27 protein-coding genes are annotated in these 23336 nt (G+C 42.4%); 14 read left to right on the forward strand and 13 right to left on the reverse strand.

Annotated features, from left to right (window positions below):
• The first annotated feature begins 7 nt into the window (after nucleotides 1–7).
• The 4 genes from V6984_RS21170 (at nucleotide 8) to V6984_RS21185 (ending at nucleotide 3554) form a co-directional block, all read left to right on the forward strand.
• A complete protein-coding gene (locus tag V6984_RS21170) occupies nucleotides 8–925 on the forward strand; it encodes a HAMP domain-containing sensor histidine kinase (RefSeq protein ID WP_342760064.1) in 918 nt (305 codons plus the stop codon).
• A gap of 117 nt (nucleotides 926–1042) precedes the next feature.
• Nucleotides 1043–1966 carry an ABC transporter ATP-binding protein gene (locus V6984_RS21175; RefSeq protein WP_342757577.1) on the forward strand — a complete coding sequence of 308 codons (924 nt, stop codon included), beginning with the start codon at nucleotides 1043–1045 and terminating at the stop codon, nucleotides 1964–1966.
• Nucleotides 1959–2732: an ABC transporter permease gene (locus tag V6984_RS21180; RefSeq protein ID WP_342757578.1), complete on the forward strand. Its 774-nt coding sequence runs from the start codon at nucleotides 1959–1961 to the stop codon at nucleotides 2730–2732. The genes V6984_RS21175 and V6984_RS21180 overlap by 8 nt, the downstream gene beginning before the upstream one ends.
• Nucleotides 2733–2750: 18 nt before the next feature.
• A complete protein-coding gene (locus V6984_RS21185) occupies nucleotides 2751–3554 on the forward strand; it encodes an ABC transporter permease (RefSeq protein WP_342757579.1) in 804 nt (267 codons plus the stop codon).
• 142 nt (nucleotides 3555–3696) lie between these two features.
• Here the strand turns inward: V6984_RS21185 and V6984_RS21190 are convergent, their stop codons facing one another.
• Together V6984_RS21190 and V6984_RS21195 are read right to left on the reverse strand one after the other, a co-directional pair.
• A complete protein-coding gene (locus V6984_RS21190; protein WP_342757580.1) occupies nucleotides 3697–4386 on the reverse strand; it encodes a response regulator transcription factor in 690 nt (229 codons plus the stop codon).
• A gap of 51 nt (nucleotides 4387–4437) precedes the next feature.
• Nucleotides 4438–5913 (reverse strand): HAMP domain-containing sensor histidine kinase, encoded by a 1476-nt coding sequence (locus V6984_RS21195; RefSeq protein ID WP_342757581.1) that lies wholly within the window; start codon nucleotides 5911–5913, stop codon nucleotides 4438–4440.
• Nucleotides 5914–6186: 273 nt separating this feature from the next.
• Here V6984_RS21195 and V6984_RS21200 point away from each other — a divergent pair, with 273 nt between their 5' ends.
• The 5 genes from V6984_RS21200 (at nucleotide 6187) to V6984_RS21220 (ending at nucleotide 9455) form a co-directional block, all read left to right on the forward strand.
• Nucleotides 6187–6579: a transcriptional repressor gene (locus tag V6984_RS21200; RefSeq protein WP_342757582.1), complete on the forward strand. Its 393-nt coding sequence runs from the start codon at nucleotides 6187–6189 to the stop codon at nucleotides 6577–6579.
• A 90-nt stretch (nucleotides 6580–6669) separates the two neighbouring features.
• The gene (locus V6984_RS21205; RefSeq protein WP_342760065.1) at nucleotides 6670–7212 is read left to right on the forward strand and encodes an NADH peroxidase; all 543 of its coding nucleotides are present in this window, start codon (nucleotides 6670–6672) and stop codon (nucleotides 7210–7212) included.
• Between the two features lie 247 nt (nucleotides 7213–7459).
• Entirely contained in the window at nucleotides 7460–8011 is a 552-nt protein-coding gene (locus V6984_RS21210) for a GNAT family N-acetyltransferase (protein ID WP_342757583.1), read from the forward strand.
• Nucleotides 8012–8161: 150 nt separating this feature from the next.
• Nucleotides 8162–8578 carry a pyridoxamine 5'-phosphate oxidase family protein gene (locus tag V6984_RS21215; RefSeq protein ID WP_342760066.1) on the forward strand — a complete coding sequence of 139 codons (417 nt, stop codon included), beginning with the start codon at nucleotides 8162–8164 and terminating at the stop codon, nucleotides 8576–8578.
• Between the two features lie 22 nt (nucleotides 8579–8600).
• Nucleotides 8601–9455, forward strand: coding sequence for an alpha/beta hydrolase (locus V6984_RS21220; protein WP_342757584.1), 855 nt, complete (start codon nucleotides 8601–8603; stop codon nucleotides 9453–9455).
• Here the strand turns inward: V6984_RS21220 and V6984_RS21225 are convergent.
• Both V6984_RS21225 and V6984_RS21230 read right to left on the reverse strand, forming a co-directional pair.
• The gene (locus V6984_RS21225) at nucleotides 9424–10266 is read right to left on the reverse strand and encodes a hypothetical protein (protein WP_342757585.1); all 843 of its coding nucleotides are present in this window, start codon (nucleotides 10264–10266) and stop codon (nucleotides 9424–9426) included. The genes V6984_RS21220 and V6984_RS21225 overlap by 32 nt on opposite strands.
• A 33-nt stretch (nucleotides 10267–10299) precedes the next feature.
• The gene (locus V6984_RS21230; RefSeq protein WP_342757586.1) at nucleotides 10300–10851 is read right to left on the reverse strand and encodes a phosphohydrolase; all 552 of its coding nucleotides are present in this window, start codon (nucleotides 10849–10851) and stop codon (nucleotides 10300–10302) included.
• Between the two features lie 451 nt (nucleotides 10852–11302).
• Here V6984_RS21230 and V6984_RS21235 point away from each other — a divergent pair, with 451 nt between their 5' ends.
• The 5 genes from V6984_RS21235 to V6984_RS21255 all read left to right on the forward strand — a co-directional run bounded on the left by V6984_RS21235 (nucleotide 11303) and on the right by V6984_RS21255 (nucleotide 14460).
• Nucleotides 11303–11686, forward strand: a complete 384-nt coding sequence (locus V6984_RS21235; RefSeq protein WP_342757587.1) for a hypothetical protein — start codon at nucleotides 11303–11305, stop codon at nucleotides 11684–11686.
• A gap of 44 nt (nucleotides 11687–11730) precedes the next feature.
• Entirely contained in the window at nucleotides 11731–12747 is a 1017-nt protein-coding gene (locus V6984_RS21240) for a type II toxin-antitoxin system antitoxin SocA domain-containing protein (RefSeq protein WP_342757588.1), read from the forward strand.
• 4 nt (nucleotides 12748–12751) lie between these two features.
• The gene (locus tag V6984_RS21245) at nucleotides 12752–13129 is read left to right on the forward strand and encodes a nuclear transport factor 2 family protein (RefSeq protein WP_342757589.1); all 378 of its coding nucleotides are present in this window, start codon (nucleotides 12752–12754) and stop codon (nucleotides 13127–13129) included.
• 110 nt (nucleotides 13130–13239) lie between these two features.
• Nucleotides 13240–13719, forward strand: a complete 480-nt coding sequence (locus V6984_RS21250) for an S-ribosylhomocysteine lyase (RefSeq protein WP_342757590.1) — start codon at nucleotides 13240–13242, stop codon at nucleotides 13717–13719.
• A 42-nt stretch (nucleotides 13720–13761) separates the two neighbouring features.
• A complete protein-coding gene (locus V6984_RS21255) occupies nucleotides 13762–14460 on the forward strand; it encodes a 5'-methylthioadenosine/adenosylhomocysteine nucleosidase (RefSeq protein ID WP_342757591.1) in 699 nt (232 codons plus the stop codon).
• Nucleotides 14461–14515: 55 nt separating this feature from the next.
• Here the strand turns inward: V6984_RS21255 and V6984_RS21260 are convergent, their stop codons facing one another.
• The 9 genes from V6984_RS21260 to kduI form a co-directional block, all read right to left on the reverse strand.
• Nucleotides 14516–15475: a D-2-hydroxyacid dehydrogenase gene (locus V6984_RS21260; RefSeq protein ID WP_342757592.1), complete on the reverse strand. Its 960-nt coding sequence runs from the start codon at nucleotides 15473–15475 to the stop codon at nucleotides 14516–14518.
• A 55-nt stretch (nucleotides 15476–15530) separates the two neighbouring features.
• Nucleotides 15531–16220 (reverse strand): TMEM165/GDT1 family protein, encoded by a 690-nt coding sequence (locus V6984_RS21265; RefSeq protein ID WP_342757593.1) that lies wholly within the window; start codon nucleotides 16218–16220, stop codon nucleotides 15531–15533.
• A gap of 440 nt (nucleotides 16221–16660) precedes the next feature.
• Nucleotides 16661–17884, reverse strand: a complete 1224-nt coding sequence (locus V6984_RS21270; protein ID WP_342757594.1) for a transposase — start codon at nucleotides 17882–17884, stop codon at nucleotides 16661–16663.
• Between the two features lie 242 nt (nucleotides 17885–18126).
• Nucleotides 18127–19152: a sugar kinase gene (locus tag V6984_RS21275; protein WP_342757595.1), complete on the reverse strand. Its 1026-nt coding sequence runs from the start codon at nucleotides 19150–19152 to the stop codon at nucleotides 18127–18129.
• A 19-nt stretch (nucleotides 19153–19171) separates the two neighbouring features.
• Nucleotides 19172–20134: a bifunctional 4-hydroxy-2-oxoglutarate aldolase/2-dehydro-3-deoxy-phosphogluconate aldolase gene (locus V6984_RS21280; RefSeq protein WP_342757596.1), complete on the reverse strand. Its 963-nt coding sequence runs from the start codon at nucleotides 20132–20134 to the stop codon at nucleotides 19172–19174.
• A gap of 18 nt (nucleotides 20135–20152) precedes the next feature.
• Entirely contained in the window at nucleotides 20153–20941 is a 789-nt protein-coding gene (locus tag V6984_RS21285; RefSeq protein WP_342757597.1) for a DUF7402 domain-containing protein, read from the reverse strand.
• A gap of 13 nt (nucleotides 20942–20954) precedes the next feature.
• A complete protein-coding gene (locus tag V6984_RS21290; RefSeq protein WP_342757598.1) occupies nucleotides 20955–21596 on the reverse strand; it encodes an RpiB/LacA/LacB family sugar-phosphate isomerase in 642 nt (213 codons plus the stop codon).
• Between the two features lie 14 nt (nucleotides 21597–21610).
• Nucleotides 21611–22405, reverse strand: coding sequence for a gluconate 5-dehydrogenase (locus tag V6984_RS21295; RefSeq protein ID WP_425324267.1), 795 nt, complete (start codon nucleotides 22403–22405; stop codon nucleotides 21611–21613).
• A 42-nt stretch (nucleotides 22406–22447) separates the two neighbouring features.
• Nucleotides 22448–23311 carry a 5-dehydro-4-deoxy-D-glucuronate isomerase gene (kduI, locus tag V6984_RS21300; RefSeq protein WP_342757600.1) on the reverse strand — a complete coding sequence of 288 codons (864 nt, stop codon included), beginning with the start codon at nucleotides 23309–23311 and terminating at the stop codon, nucleotides 22448–22450.
• Nucleotides 23312–23336 lie beyond the last annotated feature (25 nt).

A 23336-nucleotide genomic window follows, 5' to 3' on the forward strand; every position in this document is an offset into this window, starting at 1 on the left:
TATGCTTCTGGATGTGATTTTGGGCATATTATTTTGCCTTGCCCTCTTGCTTAGCATTGTGTGCTGTACAAAGCTAATGCGTGTAAAACGGAAGCTTAGCGACATGGCAGAAGCTTTGAGTGATATTCAGGCCGGAAACGGAAATCGAAAAATCCTTGCAGCAGACAATGAGCTGACAGCAGAGCTCTCATTTAAAATGAATGAAATTGTATATGCCTATGAAGAACAGCTTTCACAGCTGCGGTCTGCAGACGAAACGAATCGTCAGCTTATGACCAGCCTTTCCCATGATGTTAGGACACCTCTTACAACCCTGCTGGGTTACTTGGATGCTGTTCATAGAGGGGTTGTTAGCGGAAAAGCGCGTGAGGATTACCTCGAAATTTCGAGGCGAAAAGCACATGATCTAAAAGAATATATTGATGTTTTATTTGACTGGTTTAAGCTCAACTCCAGTGAATTTTCTTTATCTATAGAGCGGACAGAGCTTGCGGAACTAACCCGCAATATCCTCAAAGACTGGATTCCTATTTTTGAGGAAAAAAATCTAATCTATGAAATTGAGCTTCCAGAAAAACCGTTGCTCACAAGAGTGGATTTGGATGGTTATGCCCGCATCATTAATAATTTAGTTCAGAACGTTATAAACCATAGTCAGGCGACACAGATCAAAATTGAAATGGTAAAACAAGAAAGTAATATTGAAATCTGTATTATGGATAACGGAATCGGAATTGAGAAAGCGGATTTACAGCATATTTTTCAAAGGCTGTACAAATGTGATAAAGGGCGTTCGAATAAAGGAAGCGGATTAGGCCTTGCTATTGTCCGACAGATGGTGGAACAGATGGACGGTCGAATTACGGTACAAAGTGAGCCGAACCAATATACAAATTTCACTGTTTTCTTTCCTTTAGATGCCTGAAAGAAACCCTGTCTATCGGCAGGGTTTTTTAATTGCAAGGTTAATACAAGGTTGCGGCAAGGTTAATGCAAGATTGATATGATAAACTGATTCCGGTAAGAAAAGGAGGTTCTTCATTTGAGTGATTTTATCATTGAAACAAAAAATCTCACCAAACAATATGGTGAGCAGAAAAGTGTTGCAAATTTGAATATCCATGTGAAAAAGGGACGCATCTATGGTTTGCTCGGCAGAAATGGTGCAGGGAAAACCACGGCCATGAAAATGCTCTTAAATCTGACGAGGCCTACTTCCGGAGAAGTTCAAATTTTCGGCAAAAGCATTCATGGAAACGAAAAGAAAATTCTGCCCCGCATCGGCAGCCTAATCGAAGCGCCGGGATTTTATCCGAATCTGACAGGTACAGAGAACCTGAAAATTTTTGCACAGCTCAGAGGTGTTTCCAAACGTACCGCTGTCAAAGACGCATTAGAGGTTGTTGGGCTCCCCTATGGCGATAAGAAGCTGTTTGCCCAATACTCTCTCGGCATGAAGCAGCGTTTAGCGATTGCCCTTGCAATTATGCACGATCCGGAGCTGCTGATTTTGGACGAGCCGATCAATGGGCTTGACCCCATCGGAATTGCAGAAGTGCGCTCGTTTATCCGGGATTTGTGCGACAAAAAGGGAAAAACGATTTTGATTTCCAGCCATATTCTTTCGGAAATAGCGCTTTTAGTTGATGATGTCGGCATTATAGATCACGGTGTACTGCTGGAAGAAGAAAGCCTTGCGGAGTTAGAAGAAAAGAATGGGAAGTACATCCATTTTATCGTTTCTGACACAGCACAGGCTGCCAGAATCATGGAGAGAAACTTCGGAGCCAAAAACTTTACTGTGGAAAATGACCACAGCCTGCGCTTATATGATAACAATTTTTCTGTAGCTGCCCTTAACCGAGCTTTTATTGAAAACGGATTGGAGGTATCGGAAGCTCACACCTGTGAAGATACCTTGGAGGATTACTTCAAGCGTATAACCGGAGGTGAGGGCATTGCGTAATCTGCTTTTAAGTGAAATGAAGAAATTCAAGAGAAAGAAAATATTTCTATTTGGACTATTGGCGGCCATCATTTTCCCTCTTTTTAATGCTGTATTACTGTCAGATTCCAATTTTGCAAGTGTCCAGTCCGGAGTCAGAGAGGATAACGCCTTTCTACTTTTAATGCCCCTGCTGATTATCTTGGCGGCTAATCTGTTTTTTGTCGAGCAGGACAATGATACGTTGAAAAATCTGCTTTGCATACCGGTATCAAAAAATCAATTGGTTCTTGTAAAGCTATTGGTTTTGCTCATTTTTTCAGTTGCATTTCAGTTAATGGGTTTTGCAGTAAGCACAGCAATCGCTGTTTCTCAAAACATCCCGCTGACTGATTTTGCTTTTCAGCTTACGCTCACAGCCTCATCCGGAATACTCATGTGGGCTGCTGCGCTTCCCTGCATTGTGCTGGTTGTATGGTTTAATAAAAGCTATATTCTCTCGGTGATTATCGTGTTCTTTTACACCCTGCTAAATTATGTGATGCATTTTAGCGATGCGATTATGATGCAGCCTTTAGGGATAAATGCCGGAACCCTTATGCCCGTTCCTATGATTTTTCGGTGGCTGTACCAGTTTTACACCCCCACTGGCCAAATCCAGACGGAATTTTACAATCGATTCAGTCAATATTTTGTACCGTCATCTGTATGCTTTGGTGTGCTTTTATTGGAAGCCGCCGTTTGTATTTATTTGATGATCCGCATCTATCGGCGCAGAGAAATTTGAGGAAGGAAGGTATCTTTCATGTTTCGTATTATAAAAGCTGAATTTTTAAAATTAAAGAGATTTCATATTTTGCTCATAGGCCTTATTGGAATGACTCTCCCGGCAATTTTGTCTGTATTCACGCAGGCAGTCGCCACGCCGGAGGGCACAACACAGAATTTTGGCTTTTCCGCTCTTTTTAACAGTACCATTTGGAATAGCGCAACAATTTTTATGCCTGTTATTTTTACATTGCTAGGCGGCTATCTTATCAATCGGGAATACACAGATAACACGCTTAAAATTATTTTTCCTGTTCCGGTAAGCTTTCAGCGCCTGCTGTTCGGTAAACTGCTGACCATAGGAATCTTAAGTTTACTGTTTGGATTTTACAGTTATACAGTAACGTTGGTCATCGGATTGCTGTACGGTCTTTCAGGACTGAATGCCGGAATTTTATTTACCGGTTTTTTGCAAATGCTCGGAATATCACTTTTTACCTATATCGCCATTCTGCCGATTATCGCATTCACCAGCAGGAAACCGGGAATTTATATGGGCGGTGTTATCGTAGCATTTCTATTCGGCTATAGCGCCATGTTCATAAAAAATGTAACACTACGAAGTCTTTACCCTATCCTTTCAGGGCTGGCAGTTATGAGGTTCGACACGGGAACATTCATGAATACTTCTGAGCCCGAGAATTTTACTTTATCCTTATTATCTTTGACTGCCATGCTTTTGCTTTCAATTATAATTGTGACACTTATAAAGCCATCACAGGCAGCTACCAAGCGAAAAAAAGCCAAGGCAGCAGGGCTGTTCCAAAGACGAAGTCTTTAGAATATACAATCGTGACATCCCAATCCTATAGTATAAAAAGCAATCCCCGCAGCAAAAGCAGTTAATTATGCTTCTTGCCCGCAGGGATTACTTTTCATATGGCTTATATATTATTTATGTTTTGTAATTTCAGATATAAATATCACACCTTAAAGCGGTATCCTACTCCCCAAATTGTTTCAATATACTGAGGCTTTGCCGTATCGTATTCAATTTTCTCGCGAATCTTTTTAATGTGGACAGTTACCGTAGCTATGTCACCGATGGAATCCATATCCCATATTTCGCGGAACAGCTCTTCCTTAGTAAATACATGGTTAGGATTCTCCGCTAAGAAGGTGAGCAGATCGAATTCCTTTGTCGTAAAGGTCTTCTCCTCATTGTCGATGTAAACCCTTCTTGCCGTCTTATCAATGCGTATCCCTCGAATTTCCACAATATCGTTTGTCTTCTGCGTAGAACCTACAAGTCTGTCATATCTTGCCATGTGCGCTTTTACTCTCGCTACCAGCTCGCTGGGGCTGAAAGGCTTTGTCATATAGTCATCCGCGCCGAGGCCAAGTCCTCTTATCTTATCGATATCATCCTTTTTTGCGGAAACCATAAGGATGGGAATATTTTTTTCTTCCCTGATTTTCTTGCATACCTCGAAGCCGTCGATTCCTGGAAGCATCAGGTCGAGAATAATTAAATCGAAATTTCCGCTCAAGGCTTTTTCGAGCCCTTTATCTCCCGTATGCTCGATTTCCACTTCGAAGTCGCTCAGCTCTAAATAGTCTTTTTCTAAGTCAGCAATCGCTTCTTCATCTTCTACAATCAAAATTTTGCTCATATTCAACTACACCTTTCTATATGTTTTATTCTTTCCCTCTTTGGTTCTGTGTTATTCCTTTACTTCACGGTACTTTCTGAATACGAAGTGCAGGCACGTGCCTTCGTTCTCCTTACTCGTTGCCCATATATATCCACCGTGGTCTTCCACGATTTTCTTTACAATTGATAAGCCGATCCCGCTCCCGCCTTTGGAAGAGTTCCTGGAAGCATCCGTACGGTAAAAACGCTCAAAAATGTTCGGCAGGTCTTTAGCCGCGATACCTTTTCCGTTGTCCTCTATCTCGATCCGGATAGAATCCACTTCATCCAAAATGTGAATGTCGATGACACCTTTTTCCTTATCCAGATATTTCACGCTGTTGCCAATGATATTACTGATTACCCGCTTTAGCTGTTCCGGGTCCGCAATAATCATCGTATCCGGAGAAACTAAGTTAAAATAATTAAGTTCGATATTTTTCGATTCAAGATCCAGTCCCACCTCTTCGATGCAATCCCCAAAGTAGTCCGCCACATTGATGCGATGGAAATGATAGGGCACCCGGTTAGAATCGATTCCCGAGTAAACTGTCAGCTCGTTGATCAGACGATCCATATCATTAGCCTTGTTATAAATGGTCTTAATGTACTTATCCATTTTCTCAGGAGTATCCGCAACGCCGTCCATGATACCTTCTACATAGCCCTTTATCGCAGTGATGGGGGTCTTCAAATCATGGGAAATATTGCTGATCAACTCCCTGTTCTGCTTCTCATGCTCGAATTTTTCATCCGTAGTCTCCTTCAGACGCAGCCGCATGTCTTCGTAATTTTTATACAAATCCCCTATTTCACCTTTGTTATCCGTATTCAGCATATAATCCAGGTTGCCGCTGGCAATGCTCTTCATCGCCATATTCAGTTCGTTTACCGGAAGGAACACACCCATATGAATCCAACGGGTAAGCATTACGCTGGTAAACAGCAGTATCAGTATAATAGCGATGAACATATCTATCAAAAGCTGTTTTGATATTAGAGTGTGTATCTTGGTAATGATAAAAAAGCTTCCCTCCGTACCGTCGGAAAAGGTAAAATCCAACTGCTTTACCAGCTTTTCCATGCTGTTATAATAATAGCCCGCATCATGACTTTCATTCGCATATCCGTACGCGGGGAGAATGTTGAATATCTTATCCGCCGCTGCCGTATTTCCCGCATAATATAGCCGGTCGCCCTTACGGACAAGAATATAGGAGGCTTTATCTTCTATTCCTTTATTGATATCATTAAGATAAGCAGTATCTTCTAATTTCGCCTCATCTATGGCTATCTGCCGCTTCACTTCTTTAAAAACCTTCTCCGAAATCTGCTCGAAGGTCTGTGCAGGGTCTGACATCATCGTATAGTCGACGTTCACCATCCCGATTTCCCGCTGTGCATTCATCAAATATCCTCCGATACTTATGAATGCCAAGGCTGTCAGCATCAGAGGCAGAAATACAATTGTAAGAAACGTAACTAACAATCTCGTCTTAAACTTCATAGTTATTTCCCCTGCATTTTATTTATCATTACGATGTCGGGGTCAAAAGGTATTTTGCCCCTAGTATCATTATTACGATTATAGCACATGATAGTCTCTTATATTATAAAAAGAACGGTAGAAACTTATTAAATCTTTGTAAAATAATTCACTATTTAGTATTTTTAAGTGTTATAATATTAAAGTTATAATATTTATCAAATAGTCTTGACATGATAAATTTCTTTGTTATAATAAAAATAGTAATCATTACTAATTTTGAAGGAGTAGTAAATGGCAGTTAAATACAGCAGGCAGCGGGAGGTCATTAAAGATTTCCTTTGCACAAGAAAAGATCACCCCACTGCGGACATGGTATACATGAATGTCCGGCAGCAATATCCTAATATAAGTCTAGGTACCGTATACCGCAATCTGACGCTTCTCACCGAACGGGGAGAAATACGGAAGATTAGCGTGGGCGACGGCGTAGATCATTTTGACGCGGACACCTCTCCCCACAATCACTTTATTTGCAAGCGATGCGGGAGCGTTATCGATTTGGAGATGGAGAGCATCGAACATATTTCCGAGTCTGCGCGTCAGAATTTTGATGGATACATCGAGGGCCATGTTACTTATTTTTATGGCTTATGCGGTGACTGCTGCAAGACTGATCCTTCATGAATCTTATGGGATGATTGACTAAATTACCGATGGCGATTATGGTAAGCAATTGAAACAGAAACAAAACATGGAGAAAAAAAGGAGAACTGAATTATGAAATTTGTATGTCAAGTATGTGGTTATGTTCATGAAGGAGATGCGGCACCGGAAAATTGCCCTATTTGTAATGCACCAGCTTCCAAATTTACTCAGCAGAGCGACACTATGACATGGGCTGCCGAACACGTAGTAGGCGTTGCCCAGGGCGTTAGTGAAGATATTTTAATGGACTTAAGAGACAACTTCAAGGGAGAATGTTCCGAGGTCGGCATGTACTTGGCGATGTCAAGAGTTGCACATAGAGAAGGCTATCCTGAAATCGGTTTATATTGGGAAAAAGCAGCATGGGAAGAAGCAGAGCATGCTGCAAAATTTGCTGAATTGTTAGGCGAAGTAGTAACTGATTCCACGAAGAAAAACCTGGAGATGAGAGTAGAGGCTGAAAACGGAGCAACCGCAGGCAAATTCGATCTTGCGAAACGCGCAAAGGCTGCTAACCTCGATGCAATACATGATACTGTTCATGAAATGGCTCGTGACGAGGCCAGACATGGCAAGGCATTTGAAGGGCTTCTGAAGAGATACTTTGGCTAAATCGAATTTTGAAGCGTTCGAAAATCTGTTAAAGAAACATATTAGATAATAAGAAATTGTTTTAAAGTTGCATAATATAGAGATTTTAAAGAGGATGGTCCTTAAGGTCATCCTCTTTTTTGAGGAGATTATTAATATAAAATAGAAATTTAATCAAACACTTTAAATAAATGTTTGCTTTTTAATAGACAATACTATATCTTTGTCGTATTATATGCTTATCCTTTGATATAGGAGACAACTAATCATGAACAGAAAAATACTACCCGTTCGATGGCAATATGAGAATATCATAATAAGGGAGGCCACGATACGGGACGAAGACAAACTGATACAAATATGCAATAGTTGGGAAGATAAAGAAGAAGTCGAGGGTCATACATTCAGTGACGATTATATTCATAACTGCTTAGAGGGGAAGTTTAATCTGCCTCCTTTAGACGATGCTGATAATAAGTATTGCTCATTTAAAGTAATAGAAGATCAGGACCGGCAGGTTATAGGTTTATTGGATATTTATCATGGATATCCAGACAAAGAATGTCTATGGATCGGCTTATTTATCATGGATAAGCAATTTCAAGGAAATGGATTGGGAACAGCAGCAATAAAATCATTATTGGAAGAGGCTGCGGAAAAAGAATGGAAAGCTTGTGGCCTTGGTGTCTATCTAAAAAATCTGAAGGGTGTAAGCTTTTGGATACATAACGGATTTAAAGAAATCGGAAATATCTATGGAGAAAAGCATCTATCTTCCGATTTCTTTCCTTTAATTTCTTTATTTCGAAAACTATCATAAATTTAATCTTCCGCTTTTACTTTATTCACGAATATGCTAAAGTGAAGTTGCAGCAAATCCACAAATCAGAAACATGAAGGGGAAAGGTTGAAAGAAAAGAGCTTTCAACTACAGATTCCCTGTCCTCCAAAACAGACATGGGGCATAAATATGCAAATTAAAAAGATAGAAAAATTCATTGATAAGCAAAAGATAAGCTTTATATCTTCCATAGACAGCGGCAGCTTTCCGAACGTAAAAGCAATGCTAATGCCAAGAAAAAGAAATGGCCTTAAAGAATTTTATTTTTCGACAAATACTTCATCCATGCGTGTCCAACAATATAAAAACAATCCCAATTCTTGTATCTATTTCTATCATAAGGGACTGATAAAGTACATCGGTGTAATGTTAGTCGGTAAAATGGAAATTTTAACAGATCAACAATCAAAAAATATGCTCTGGAAAAAAGGAGACACCATGTTTTATAAAAGAGGCGTAACAGACCCTGATTATTGTGTCTTAAAATTTACCGCTCATAGCGGCAGATACTATTGTGACTTAAAGACTGAAAGCTTTGAAATATAGAATATATGGAGCTCGAAACGAAATGGCAGAACAGTATTTTGAAAAACTGATAATAGAAAAGAAGGAACTGGAATGGCTATATGTTCCCGATGTTGTATATTGCGAATACGAAGGAATCAAAAGACATTTGCAGTTGATAATACCATATATGCGCCAATGGAATGAGAACAAGAAATACCCGTTAGTGGTATTTATCCCCGGATCGGCTTGGCATAAGCAGGAAATGTATAATAGCATACCGGCTTATGCAGAGCTTGCCAAAAGAGGCTTTGCGGTAGCTCTGGTACAATATAGGGAGTCGGAATTAGCCCTTTTCCCCGCACAAGTGATTGATGCTAAGAATGCAATTCGCTTTATTCCTTCTTTAGCAGAACAGTTTCATATCGATATAGACAACATTTTTATTGCAGGAGATTCCTCCGGCGCGCATATTGCACTTTTGACTGGATTAACAGCCTCATATGGGGAACTGGACTCCGATTTTCAAAATGGAATCTCTTGTGCAGTGAAAGGCATTATCAGCTATTATGCTCCAACGGATCTGTTTCTTTCGGAAGGAAGCGGACCGATTGAGGACTTGCTGGGTACAGAGAACGTGAACAATGTTCCTGACCTTACGAAAAGTGCCTCTTGTAGAACGTATATTTCCCGCGAAAGGGCGATTCCCCCCATCCTCATGTTTCATGGCACAGAGGATGGCCTTGTTTCTGTCGAGCATAGCCGCAGTTTATTTCATTGCTTAAAACAATTCGATAAAGAGGTTTCATATTATGAAATAGAAAATGAAGGCCACGGCGGTGCATCCTTTTGGGGAAAAGATATTCTCGACATCGCAGAGAAATTTATTAAAGAGTCAATGCTCTGGTCAAGTTTGTGATGCGTTCCGTACAATCGGCTTCCCTCGTTTCCCTTTTCCTCCAATCATCCGAAAGAGGGAAATATACTTTATCATTAACAGTGCTCCCCATATCCCATTTTCCGTTCTGATTCTTATTTGCTTCGAGCCATTTCAAGACAAATTTAAGCTTCACATTGCTTGTTTTGTATCTTGCAATCAGCTCCACAGCAGCGAGGTAATGGCTGGCCGCCTTGCTTTCGAATACTTGTGGTGGTATAATGATTTTTTTATCATATATATAATAAATTCCTTTTTCCTCATTCAGGATATATTCCACAAAAGCTTTCTCCGTTTTTTTATCCAGACAATCAACCAGAAGTGCAATTGGATAGAAGTTTGTAAAATTAATCAGTCTTCCTCCTTTGGGCTTTAATCCCAGTTCCTCATGATAAGCACTTACATATTCATCGTGATTGTACTTGCCGTCTGCAAAAGCAGCAGAAATAATCTTCCCCCATTGCCCCGCTACCGCATTGGCTGCAATATTGTCTTTTGTAAAGACCCTTATCCAGGCAGATAGTATGAGGCTCGTAAATATATTCCAGTCATGCAGCTTTTCTCTTCTGTCAGGTATCTCATTTTTACCTGTCAGACAATCATCCATATAGGAAACCGCTTTTCTTATACATTCATCCTCTATCGTATAGCCTAAATACATCAGCCGTCTTAATGCCTGCTCCGTAGTTATCTTTGAATGATAGAACTGAGAAAGAGAGTGGAACCACCCCCACTTCCCATCTTCCTCTTGTAATGAGATTATTTGCTTCGCCCATTTCGAATCCTTATGCAAGCTCAGTACCTCCCGGGTTTTAAAGCTAAACTATTATTTCAGATTGTGTTCTATGATATATTCATTTGTCATTGCTATAAACTCATTTTCCACATCCATAAAATTTCTAAGCCCCAGATCAGGCGCCGCATGTAAGCGAGGCGCTTCTATCCGTTTTCCTCCTGCTATCAGCTCTGAAAGCTCACTTTCCAGCATCTGATCGTCGATTTGCTTAACCTGTGCGTTCTCCTCTTCACTTAAATCTCCCAATCCGAATTTCCGGAAGATCGTATCCATGATTCTCTCTTCAATTTCCAGATAATTCGTCAAATACCTTTTTACCGGACGGATAATATCCGAAATATATGCTTCGCTGGCATCGTGAAGCAGACATGCGAGAATTACGCGCTTTGTCCATCCTCTGGCTTCCGCTTCCTTCGCACAATTAATAGAATGCTGACCCACGGAATAAAAATATTTCAAATGCCCGCCGCCTCTGCAGATCAGGCTTAGTGCGTGGCCTATATCCTCTATGAGAATGTCTTTTTCTTCTATTTCCATAGGATTAAACTGCAATCCACTGTATGTGTTCATTTTATCTCTCATAAAATTTCCTCCCGGACGTTTCGTTACTGTTCACTCCGTTCACAGTAACTCATGATTTCTGCATTTAAATTCGCTTCGCGAAGCAGAAATCATCTCCTGAATCATGTTCTTACACAGCTTAACAGCAAGTGTTAAGCTGCTGCGTGAACAGTAACGGCGTTTCATCATATTATTTTCCTATTATCACTACTTCTTGTAAAAGTATTTTACCATATTTTTCTGATTTAGTTCCAAATTACATTTTTCTAGTTTTATTTTTTATATTTATCCTCCTTCGATTTAATTTTTATTATTTAATATTTCAATTTATATTTATTTCACTGTTCTGTTTTAGGCAAAATATTAGCGATAGATTATTGACAATTTCCTATCACATGTTATATTGATGATGGGAAATTTATAATATTCTATCACATGAGAATCCATTAAGAAAGAAGGTAGTTAATTATCAATGGATATCAATCATGTGGAATACTATTTAAATGACGTTAAAAAATCAATCCGTTCAGGATGCTGCCGGATAGCTTTGAATAGCTGTCGGCAGAAAAACAGACTTTTATTTACCGAATATGTCATCGACGAAGCCAAAAGCAAGGAAATCCTGCTCAGTCTCAATGCTTATGATTTTTCTGAAGCAGTTCAAAATGAACATTCCGGGTTTGGACATGAATGGCTGTACATTTTCGGTAAGAATGTAAAGCTGCTGCTGCGTTTCGGCATTTGTGAGGAAAACGTTCCTCTATACATAAAACTCAATAAATTGGAAAATCGATTCCTTATTGTCGTATCCTTTCATAAGCAAGAATATCCCTTGGATTACGCTTTCAAAAAATAGGTTAATAAATATTATTAATTCAGGAAAAAATGGAGGAATTCCATATGGCCGATATAAAAAGAATAGATTTTTGCATCGAATGCAGAAAAGACACCGAATACATCTTGAAAAAAATCATGCAAAAAAGGACAGTGAAAGACAAAGAATATGAATACGAGACATTAGCAGCATATTGTTCTAAGTGCGGGAACGAAATGAACGTTCCCGGACTGCTTGACTACGCTTTGAAAGCCTTTGATGAACAGTACCGCAGGCAGGAGGACATCATTTCCATAGATGACATTAAAAAACTAATGGATCTATATCATCTGGGGAAAGCTCCTCTGTCCTTGGCCCTGGGCTTCGGCGAAATCACCGTGACCCGTTATTTGGAAGGTCAGATGCCAACTAAGGCTTATTCCGATATTATGAAGGAAGCATTATCCTCTCCCGGATATATGGAAGAACTGCTGATCGCGAATGCTGAAAAATTGGGCAATTCTACTTATAAGAAATCAATGAAAGCTGTTTCCAACCTCAAGGACTTGTTCAATATTTCTGACGAAATGCGTATGGCCATTGCTCATGTTTTTAATGAAGTTCAGGAGATCACACCACTGGCCCTGCAAAAAATGCTTTATTTCATTCAGGGCATCCATCTGGCACTTTTCAATGAGGAACTCTTCAAAGAGGATTGCCGCGCGTGGATACATGGGCCGGCTTATAGAGAGATATACAACATTTTTAAAGACTTCAAATATAACCCTATTGAAGACAACCGTTTCTCACTATTTACTGTAAGGAATAAAGAGCTTAGCCCGGACGGAAAGAAGGTAATCGGTCTCGTATCTGACTGCTTTGGAATATACAGCGGAAAAGTTCTGGAATCGGTCACACACAAAGAAAAACCCTGGCGAGATGCCAGAATAGGGCTAAATGAGACCGAGCCTTCTAACAGAATCATTCCGAAGGCAATTATGAAAGCTTATTTTAAAGATATGGCGATGCACTATGACATAGACACAGAGGAAGGCTTAAGCCAATATATCAGAGACAAGGCCGGATTCACGGAGGTAAGGTAAATCAATGGATATAAAATCGTTCTGGAAAGAGGTATTAAGGCAAAATGCTGGAGAGATCAGAAAATACTTTATGAAAGATGCCTATATCAACTGGCATTGCACTAATGAACATTTTAATGTGGAGGAATACATTAAGGCAAACTGTGAATATCCCGGAGAATGGGACGGCATCGTCGAGCGAATCGAGGAGCTTGGCAATCTGATAATTACCGCTGTGAATGTCTATACGGCCGATAAAAGCTTTTCCTTTCATGTCGTGTCTTTTTTCAGAATCAAAGACGGCAAAATAGCTTCTCTCGACGAATATTGGGGTGACGACGGTTCTGCCCCGCAGTGGCGCTTAGATAAGCATATCGGTCTCCCTATTGCTTCTCCTGAATAAAATAAAAGCAGACTTTTAACTTGCCATATGCTATAATCGGTGTAAAATAAGAACAAATATTATATGTATATTCTGTTTCTAACTATAAACCTATAAGCAAAGGAGACTATATGGAAAAAATAGCCAGCTTTACCATCAATCACTTAAAATTACAGCCCGGCGTATATGTATCCCGTAAGGATGTCGTGGGAGAGAATACGATTACCACCTTCGATTTAAGAATGACTGCTCCCAATGAAGAGCCGGTTATGAACACTGCGGAGATGCACACCATAGAGCATTTAGCCGCTACCTTTCTGCGTAATCATGCGGATTATAAGGATAAGACCATTTACTTCGGTCCCATGGGATGCCGCACCGGATTCTATCTCCTCTTAGCAGGAGACTATTCTTCCAAAGATATCGTCGCTCTGGTAACTCAAATGTACGAGTTCGTGCGCGATTTTGAAGGCGACGTACCGGGCGCCAGTGCAAAGGACTGCGGGAATTACCTGGATATGAACCTCAATATGGCGAAGTATCTCGCGAGAAAATACCTCGACAACGTTCTGTACCATATCGACGACAGCCGCTTAATTTACCCGCAATAAGCTGTTTGAGAATTCAAATACGAAAGGATAACTTTTTAGATAATGAATAAAATAGGAATTATAGGTGCCATGGAACTGGAAGTGGAAACCTTAAAAGAAAAAATGACGATAAATAATATCGTCAAAAAAGCCTCCATGGACTTCTATGAGGGAATACTTAACGGCGTCAGTGTGGTAATCGTCCGCAGCGGCGTCGGCAAGGTCAATGCCGGCATCTGCGTTCAGATTCTGGCAGACTTATTTCAGGTCACCCATATTATTAATACCGGTGTAGCGGGCTCCCTCAATGCGAAAATAGACATCGGAGATGTTGTTGTTTCAACCGATGCCATGTATCACGATGTCGATGCCACCATATTCGGTTATCAGCCCGGGGAAATTCCCCAGATGGGACAGCGCGAATTTATCGCAGATAAGGCTTTAGTCGAACTGACCCAGACCGTCTGCGCCAAAGTGAATCCCGATATTCATATATTCTCAGGAAGAGTTGTCAGCGGCGACCAGTTCGTCAGCGATAAATCCGTAAAAGAACGTCTGGTAAATGTATTCGGAGGCTTCTGCACCGAAATGGAGGGAACAGCGATTGCTCAGGCCGCTACCTTGAACAGCATACCCTTTGTTATCATACGTGCTATTTCCGACAAGGCCGACGAGGCTGCTGAGATGGATTATCCTGCCTTCGAGCGGAAAGCTGCCGCCGACTGCGCCAAGCTCGTGGCACATATGATTCAAAAGATATAACCATTGTTTGACAAGATCTTATCCGACCGTGTGTGACCTTGTCAAACGATGGTAATCATAGATTTACGATATTTCTATCCTTTCCATTTAAGAAGGCTTCTATGTTCTTGTATGTCTCTTCTACAACGCGATTTCTCGCTTCTGTGCTTGCCCATGCGAGATGGGGTGTGATGATCAGCTTATTGCTGTCCATGACTGCGCTTAGAGGATTCTCATCCCGCATAGGTTCAGTACCGGTTACATCCAGCCCGGCCCCCGCAATCATGTCCTGCGTCAATGCCGTATGGAGATCGGTATCATTCACTACGGGACCTCTCGCTACATTGATGAGAACGGCCGTTTTTTTCATCTTCTTAAGCGCTTCCAAATCAATCAGGTTCCTCGTCTTGTCGCTCAACGGACAATGAATCGAAAGAAAATCGGACTCATGAAGCAAATCGTCGAAAGTTACCCTCTCATAATCCTTGCAAGAGCTATTTCCCGACGCGGAATAAAAAATGACCTTACAGCCGAACGCCTCCGCTATCTGCGCCACCTTTTTCCCGATATTTCCCATACCGATAATTCCCCATGTCTTTCCCTCTAACTCCGTAAAAGGAAGGTCAAAATTGGAAAACCTGCTTTGGCTTGCATATTCTCCGGATTTTACATATTCGTCATAATGCCGGAGCTTCTCCAATACATAGAAGCAAAGGGCGAAAGTATGCTGTGCTACCGCTGCCGTAGAGTAGTTCACCACATTGGCAACATTGATTCCTCTCTTCCTGCAATAATCTAAGTCTACGTTATCATAGCCGGTGGCAAGCTCGCAGATCAGCTTTACGCTCTTCGCATCCTTCAGTGTACCTTCATTCAGAGGAGCTTTATTCGCAATGATAATTTCCGCAGCTTCTATCCTGGCAGCTACCTCTCCCGGCAATGTATTGGGATATATCGTCACTTCGCCCAGTTCATTCAGACAATCAACCGATACATCCCTGCCTACCGTATCCCTCTCTAAAATTACGATTCTCATCTAAACAATCAGTCCCTTCTTCAAAGCCTGCGGCTTTGAGCCGCAGGCTAAAAAATCATTTATTATTTCTTTTTTCTTTCTTAATAATAACATATGCTGCCGCTGCTGTAACCACTAAAAGTACGATTAATATTAAAACAGTGACTGCAATGGACAGATTCAAGTCGCCGTGAGCAACCTGATAAGTGCCGATTAGACCGAATAAGATGAAGGCACCTGCGGAAACGAGCTTAACGGTTCTCTCCGGTATCTTCTTGCAAAGTATAATACCGATGATGATACCGATTCCGTCAGCTATGAGCATACCGGTTGTAGTACCTGTCAGTATCTCTAGCGGCGCCGCAGGGAATTTGGTCGCGATCGCTATGGTAGCGAGCTGCGTCTTATCTCCCATTTCCGCGATAAAAAAGGCAATTGCTACAGTTACCACCGCTCCGTATTTCGTAGTGCGGTTCTCCTCTCCCTCCAGTTTGTCACCCCGGATCGTCCAAAGCCCGAAGAAGATAAACGATAAAGAAGCAATGATCTGTATCCAAATCTGGATGGAATCGAAGCGGGTAATAAAATTACCAACGGCAACCGCTAAGCCGTGGTTCAAAATCGTGGCGATAAATACACCGAGCATTACTTTACCGGCCTTGTACTTCGTCGCGAAAGCCATAGCCAGCAATTGTGTCTTGTCTCCCATCTCGGCCAGCACTACTGCTCCGACGGCAAACAAAAAGGGCATCATTTGTGTGTTCATTTCATTCTCTCCTTACTATAATTGCTATAAATCATCCTCCTTTGCCCTTATAAAATATTGCAGGCCGCATGCATTTTTTCGAAAGCCGTACATTATTTACAGGACAAAAAAAACTTCTAACATATTTCTCAATAAAAAGAAATATGTTAAAAGTCTCATTACCTGAAAAAGGTTGCAAAACCAGACCGCCATGCGGTCAGCATGTTGATTTCGCACTAGAACTACTCCCTTTCAACCCTAACACCATACCATATGAAGACAAAGCTTGTCAAGCGCACAGGCACTTGAGTTTCCGTAAAATGTAATTTTTAAAAAATATAACTTCTCCTAAAGTACCAATCTGTCTTTTTTTTGAAAAATAAAAGGACAATACTTCGAATAGAGTCACCGAAACAAGCCCCGTGGGAACCGGACTTTGGGAGAAATATTATGTTATCTATTTATGCGATCAGCTTAAAGCAAAGTTGACGGTATGCAGGACGTTTTGTTCTGAACCAAAGCCTGACACCTTCTTTTGCATACGACAGTATACCAGAGATACCTTTCGCTAATCGGTAATAGCAGAATTGAACTTTTTCCTTTATAGGAGCTGCTGTCTGTATGATTGAAACTTTTAGGGCATTTGTTTCTGCTTTCATTGAAACCAGCGCAAGAAATGTCATACACATGGTAATGTAAAAATTTAGAGCATTGATTGCTTTCAGTTTCCGAACTCGGAAGTTTTCGAACTGGAAGACCTGTTTCTTGCAGCGGAAATATTCCTCGATGCGCCAGCGGGAGAAATAAAGTCTTGCAATCCGGATTACATCATCTCTGGATTTTAATTCTTTGTTCGTTGCGAGCATCATCGGATACTCTGTGATGCCATAGACAAGAACCAGAAAAATGTCTTTTCTGGATGCGGTGATCTGAACCTTCACATGGGATAGATAAGCCTCCCGTTTTTTACCTTTATAGAATACAGGTGTCGTGATTTTACCTTTCCGACGATTTCGAAGTTCTGTGGCAGCTACCCATTTGTTATGGAAAAGGAGCTTTCTTTTAGCAGTAAGCCGAATCACATAGTCCTGTTTTAATTCATCAAGCTTAAGGAACATCTTATTATCATCATAGCCCCGGTCCATAACAAAAGTAGCTTTTCCAAACATTGCTTTTCCACGCTCCATGGCATCGAAGGTAACGCTATTGACAGAGGTGAAGGTCTTTTCTTTTGAAGAATGGATTTTGGAGTAAATGCTGACAGGATGATTGTCTTTTGTCATGACACAGGCCTCTGTTACATGGTAGCCTTTCTCGTAGACATTTTTTGTTTTAGTACTTTTGGAACCATCCCTTACCATACCAAGAGCCTCAAACTTATATCCGTCAGGCTTGATGACGTCACTGTCATCGATATGGATTACCGGATCATCGGGCACCCATTTACGAACAGTTTGAAGATAAGAAAGTAAGGCTTGTTTGGAAGTCCCTTTATTTAAATGTCTGGTAAGGCGCTCAACACTGTTGACCTTTTTAGAGTCTTCGTGAAGTTGATCTGCAATATCAGTCAGAAGACAACTACCAGAAGCTAACATGCCATAGGTCATGTCCGAAGTAAACTTTTTGTCCGGTTTGGAAAGCTTACGGGATATTTTGTTTGAAAAAGATAAAATTTCACGTTTCAAAGTGTAGGTTTTTGTAGTAGAATTAAGCATGAGGAATCCCTTTCTTTATTGTTTAGTGTAGATTTTGTTTCGCAACTTAATTCTACTACAAAAGGACTGGTGATTCCTTATATTTTGGGCATTTTCTGAAAGTTGTTCATTGCATTACTAGTGAAACAAGGGGTTTGTGGATAAAACTACGAAAACTCAAGCACAGGCAATATTATCGCCACCATGAAACCGTAAGGCTGAATAGTAACATATTAACGCTGCACGCGGCCGGAAGCGTCTCCGCCAGCCAGCTTCTTAACCTCTTCCACACTCACCTGGTTGAAGTCTCCTTCTATGCTGTGCTTTAAACAGCTTGCCGCTACGGCGAACTCTATGCTCTCCTGTGCGCTCATATCCGCCAGGCTGGCATAAATTAATCCGGCTCCAAAGGAATCTCCTCCTCCCACGCGGTCTACGATGTGCATCGTATATTTCTTGCTGAAGTAGTACTCGCCGCCGCTATAGATCATTCCTGCCCAGTTATTGTCGTTGGCGGAAAGAGATTCCCTCAGGGTAATCGCTACCTTTTGAAATCCGAAGCGGTCAGCAAGGCGCTTTGCTACGTCCTTGTAGCCTTCATGGTTTACTTTACCCGTGGTAACATCGGTATCAGCCGCTTTTATGCCGAATACGTCACCGGCATCCTCTTCGTTGGCGATACATACATCCACATATTTACAAAGTTCGCCCATTACCTTGCCCGCTTTCTCCTTGCTCCACAGCTTGTTTCTATAATTCAAATCACAGCTTACGATAACTCCTTTTTCCTTCGCCTTCCTGCATGCCTCCAGGCAGATTTCCGCCACATTGTCTCCCAGCGCAGGAGTAATTCCCGTGAAGTGAAACCAGTCCGCACCTTCAAAAATCGCATCCCAGTCAAAATCCTCCGCCACTGCTTCGGCGATAGAAGAACCTGCTCTGTCATAAATGACCTTGGAAGGCCTTTGGGAGGCTCCTTTTTCCAGGAAATAGATTCCAACCCTCTTGCCGCCCCTCACGATGTCTGTAGTATCCACACCAAACTGCCGCAGCGAATTGATTCCTGCCTGACCGATTTCATGTGCCGGAAGTTTTGTCACAAAAGAGGAATCCAAACCATAATTTGCAAGGGATACCGCTACATTGGCCTCTCCGCCTCCGTAAGTAGCACCGTAGCTCCCTGCCTGAACGAAGCGGTAATAACCCTCCGGTGCCAATCTTAGCATGATTTCGCCGAAAGTCACTGTTCTTTTACTCATAACCTAAGTATTCTCCCTCCTATTTCTGAATGAGATGCACCGCAAAGCCGCCGATTTCATCCTTTAAGTAGATAGCTTTCATATTTCCCTTTTCATCTCTATTGGCAGTCGCTTCATCGAATATCACGCCCTGTCTCTCCATGTGATAAACAGCTCTTTCTATATAATTCGTACCGATAGCGATATGCCCGTTTGCTCCGAGATACGGAGTCTTCATCACTTCGATTCCTGTTCCTGCAAAGATAGATTTGACCCCTGTCTTTTTCGTCATTCCAAAAATCGTCTCGAAAATTCCTGCCGTATGATCTGCAGCCTTCTCGTCCGTCTCATTGATTCCCACATGCTTAAGCTCAAAGCCCAACATCTTCGTTACGGCTTCCCTGGTCAAAGCCTCGATCTTATCGAAGCTTCCCGCAGATACCAAATCTTTTTTTACCATCCAGCTGCCTCCGCATGCAACGATTTTACCGAAGTCCAGATATTCTTTTAGATTATCCGCCGTAATGCCCCCTGTGGGCATGAATTTCATCTTGCCGTAGGGCGCACTCATCGCCTTGATCATTTCAATTCCGCCTGCTGCCTCCGCGGGAAAGAATTTTACCGTATCGAGCCCCAGCTCGATAGCCGCTTCCACATCGCTTGGATTGGAAGTTCCCGGAATCACAGGAATATTTTTATCTACACAGTAGGAAACCACCTTGGGGTTCAATCCCGGGCTTACGATGAACTTCGCTCCGGCTGAAACGGCGCGGTCTGCCTGCTCTATCGTAAGGACTGTCCCGGCGCCCACCAGCATGTCCGGGAATTCCTTTGCAATGATACGAATGGATTCCTCCGCCGCATCCGTCCGGAATGTTACCTCCGCCACAGGGAGTCCTCCCCTGAACAAAGCCTCGGCAAGGGGCTTCGCATCCCTCTCATCGTCTAAAGCAATCACAGGTACAATACCTATTTTACCAATTTCTTCAATTATCGGATTCATGTGTGAATCGTCCTCCTTTTATACAATTGTACCATATACCTCTATCTGACTCAATGCAGGAAACGGCGAAGGGTCGTCCGCCTTTATCAAATTACCGAGGCGCACCCACGTGACCCGCTTCTTCTCGAATTCCAGAATATGGGGCAGGCTGCTTTTTTCCAAATCCCACTTTATGCTCGTTCCATCGGAAAATGTCAGCGTCACCTGCTTCCACCAGTTATCATGGGGAAAATCAGAACGGGTATATAGAACAATTTTGTCCGTCTCCACCTCATGGCCGAAATCCACACTCATCTGAGCATCCTCCCGCATATTGATGCCCCATGATTCGTAGGGCCATTCTCCATGAGAGCGGTTCTCACATACGCCGTCGATAGCGTTGCGAGCCGCAAAAACAGATTCTCCTCTCGTCTCCACGTTGGCCTGTGCATGAGGGTAACAATTGGTCTCCCCATGCTGGTCGCATACGTTCAGCGCAAGGTTTCTATAGGCCTTTATTTCATCCTCCCTGACTATTCGCGCATATAAATAATGCCTGCTTCCGTAAAATACCTTAGGGGAATAGCAAATCCTTTTTTCCCCGAAGGGAATCTGATAGGACACGTTGTCCGTAATATATACAAAGGCCGGTCCCATAGCATCGTCCACCTGCAGCATCACATGAATATTCTTCTCCGGGGTTTCCAGTACGATTCGATCCCCCTCCGTATATTCCGCGGTGCATACGAGGCTGACGTAGTCCTCCCCGCTGCTTACGCATATGGTCTTTCCTTTTTTATCCAGAACCTTAAGTGCCAGAACTGCCATAGCTTCACCTGATTTAACCTTCCAAAATCTCTTTTACGCAGGCAGCTATCGCATTTTCCCTGCAATTTGTGAAGAAATATTCCCTAAACCGTTCTCCCGACAAGGCCCCTTTCACCAGGTCTCTGTCCAGATTCTTCAAGATCGTTATGATATCCTGATGCGTTATCTTTTTTACCTCATCGAGGATCTTCTTATTTCTCTGTTCGGGAATGACTCTATCCTTCGGATATCCCTGCCCGCTTTCACAGGAAAACAACTTCTCGAAGATATATGCCAGATTCAGTTCCGCACCCCAGCCGAAGCCCTTGGCAAAGGGAAGTGCAATCGCATTGCCGTCATTGATCTGGGCAAACATATATGCATCCGAAGGATCCACGATATGTCCGCACAGCACTCCCGGAAAAGAATTGCAGGCGAGCATAGCTCCTTCTCCCGTACCGCAGCCCGTCACTACGTAGTCTGCTGCTCCCGAATTCAGAAGCACCGATGCAAGAATGCCGTTTTGCACATATGTAAGGGAGTTCACATCCTCCGCACCGTACATGCCGTAATTATATACCTCGTGACCAAGAGGCTCCACCGTCTTTTTCAAAGTATCACAAATCAATTCATTCTTAGCCGCCTGGCTGTTTTCATTTATTAAAGCTATTTTCATTTTACTCCTTTCCATTACTGAGGCTGCTTTCCAATATAAGCAAGAATACCTCCATCCACATAAAGCACATGTCCGTTCACAAAATCAGAAGCATCCGATGCGAGGAATACCGCAGGTCCCTGCAGGTCCTCCGTTTCTCCCCAGCGCGCAGCCGGAGTCTTTGCTATAATGAACTGGTCGAAAGGATGCCTGGAACCATCAGGCTGGATCTCGCGAAGAGGTGCCGTCTGAGGCGTAGCAATATAGCCGGGGCCGATACCGTTGCACTGAATGTTGAATTCACCATATTCGGAAGCGATATTCTTAGTCAGCATCTTCAGTCCTCCCTTGGCTGCCGCATAAGCGGATACCGTTTCACGTCCCAGCTCGCTCATCATAGAGCAGATATTTATAATCTTGCCATGACCTTTTTTGATCATACCGGGAATTACCGCCTTGGAGACAATAAAGGGAGCGTTCAGATCAACATCGATTACCTGACGGAACTGTTCTGCCGTCATATCGCACATAGGAATACGCTTAATGATTCCTGCATTATTAACAAGAATATCTATTATCCCTACTTCCTTCTCGATAAGCGCCGCCATTTCCTGCACCTGCTCTTCGTTCGTCACATCGCATACATAGCCGTGTGCTTTGATTCCTTTTTCCTCATATGCCGCAAGGCCTTTATCCACTAATTCCTGCTTAATATCATTAAATACAATAGTCGCTCCCGCTTCCGAATAAGCGGCGGCAATCGCAAACCCGATTCCGTATGAAGCTCCTGTTATCAATGCAACCTTACCTTCCAGTGAAAATTTATTCATTAATCCACTCATATCCATATCTCCTTTTTTTCTTATTATTCGCTACATTAAATCTTTCATATCTACGCCGTCCATATCGTCAAACGCCTGATTCTCGCCCACCATTCCCCATATAAAGGTATATGCTCTGGAACCGCAGCCGGAATGGATGGACCAGCTCGGGGATATCACCGCCTCTTCGTTTCTCATTACAATATGTCTCGTTTCGCCAGGCTCGCCCATGTAGTGCATAACAAAGGCATCCCGCTGCATTTCAAAATAGAGGTATACCTCCATGCGCCTGTCGTGGGTGTGGCAAGGCATCGTGTTCCATACGCTTCCCGGCTTAAGCCCGGTCATGCCCATAACGAGCTGGCAGCTGTCTACCTGTCCGGGAAGTATGTATTTGCAGATGACTCTATGATTCGCATCCTCCAGGCTGCCTAGTTCTACCTTATTTTCATCCTTCACGATGACCACTCCTTCTTCGGGTTCTCCTTCGAGCTTTATCAATACGGTGGGATAGGATTTATGGGCAGGCGCACTGTTGATATAGAATTTGGTAGGATAGGAGGCATCTTTGCTTTCAAAAGAGATATCCTTTGCTCCCATACCCATGTACATTCCTTCTTTGAAGCCCACCTGATAACTTTTTCCATCAATGACAATCGTTCCTGCACCGCCGATATTGATTACGCCCATTTCCCTTCTTTGAAGAAAATATTCCGCCCGCAGCTCATCCCCTGCCGTCAGCTTAAGCATTTTCGAAACCGGCGTTGCCGCTCCTGTAATGATACGGTCAATATGGCTATATACAAGCTTGATTTCATCTCCCACGAATAAATCCTGAATCAGAAATTCTTCTCTCAGCCTCTGCGTCGTATAGTGCTTCACATCCTTCGGTGAAACCGCCGTTCTAAGTTCCATACCTTTCCCATCCTTCCTATTTTAC

Source organism: Kineothrix sp. IPX-CK (assembly GCF_039134705.1).
GTDB classification, from domain to species: domain Bacteria; phylum Bacillota; class Clostridia; order Lachnospirales; family Lachnospiraceae; genus Kineothrix; species Kineothrix sedimenti.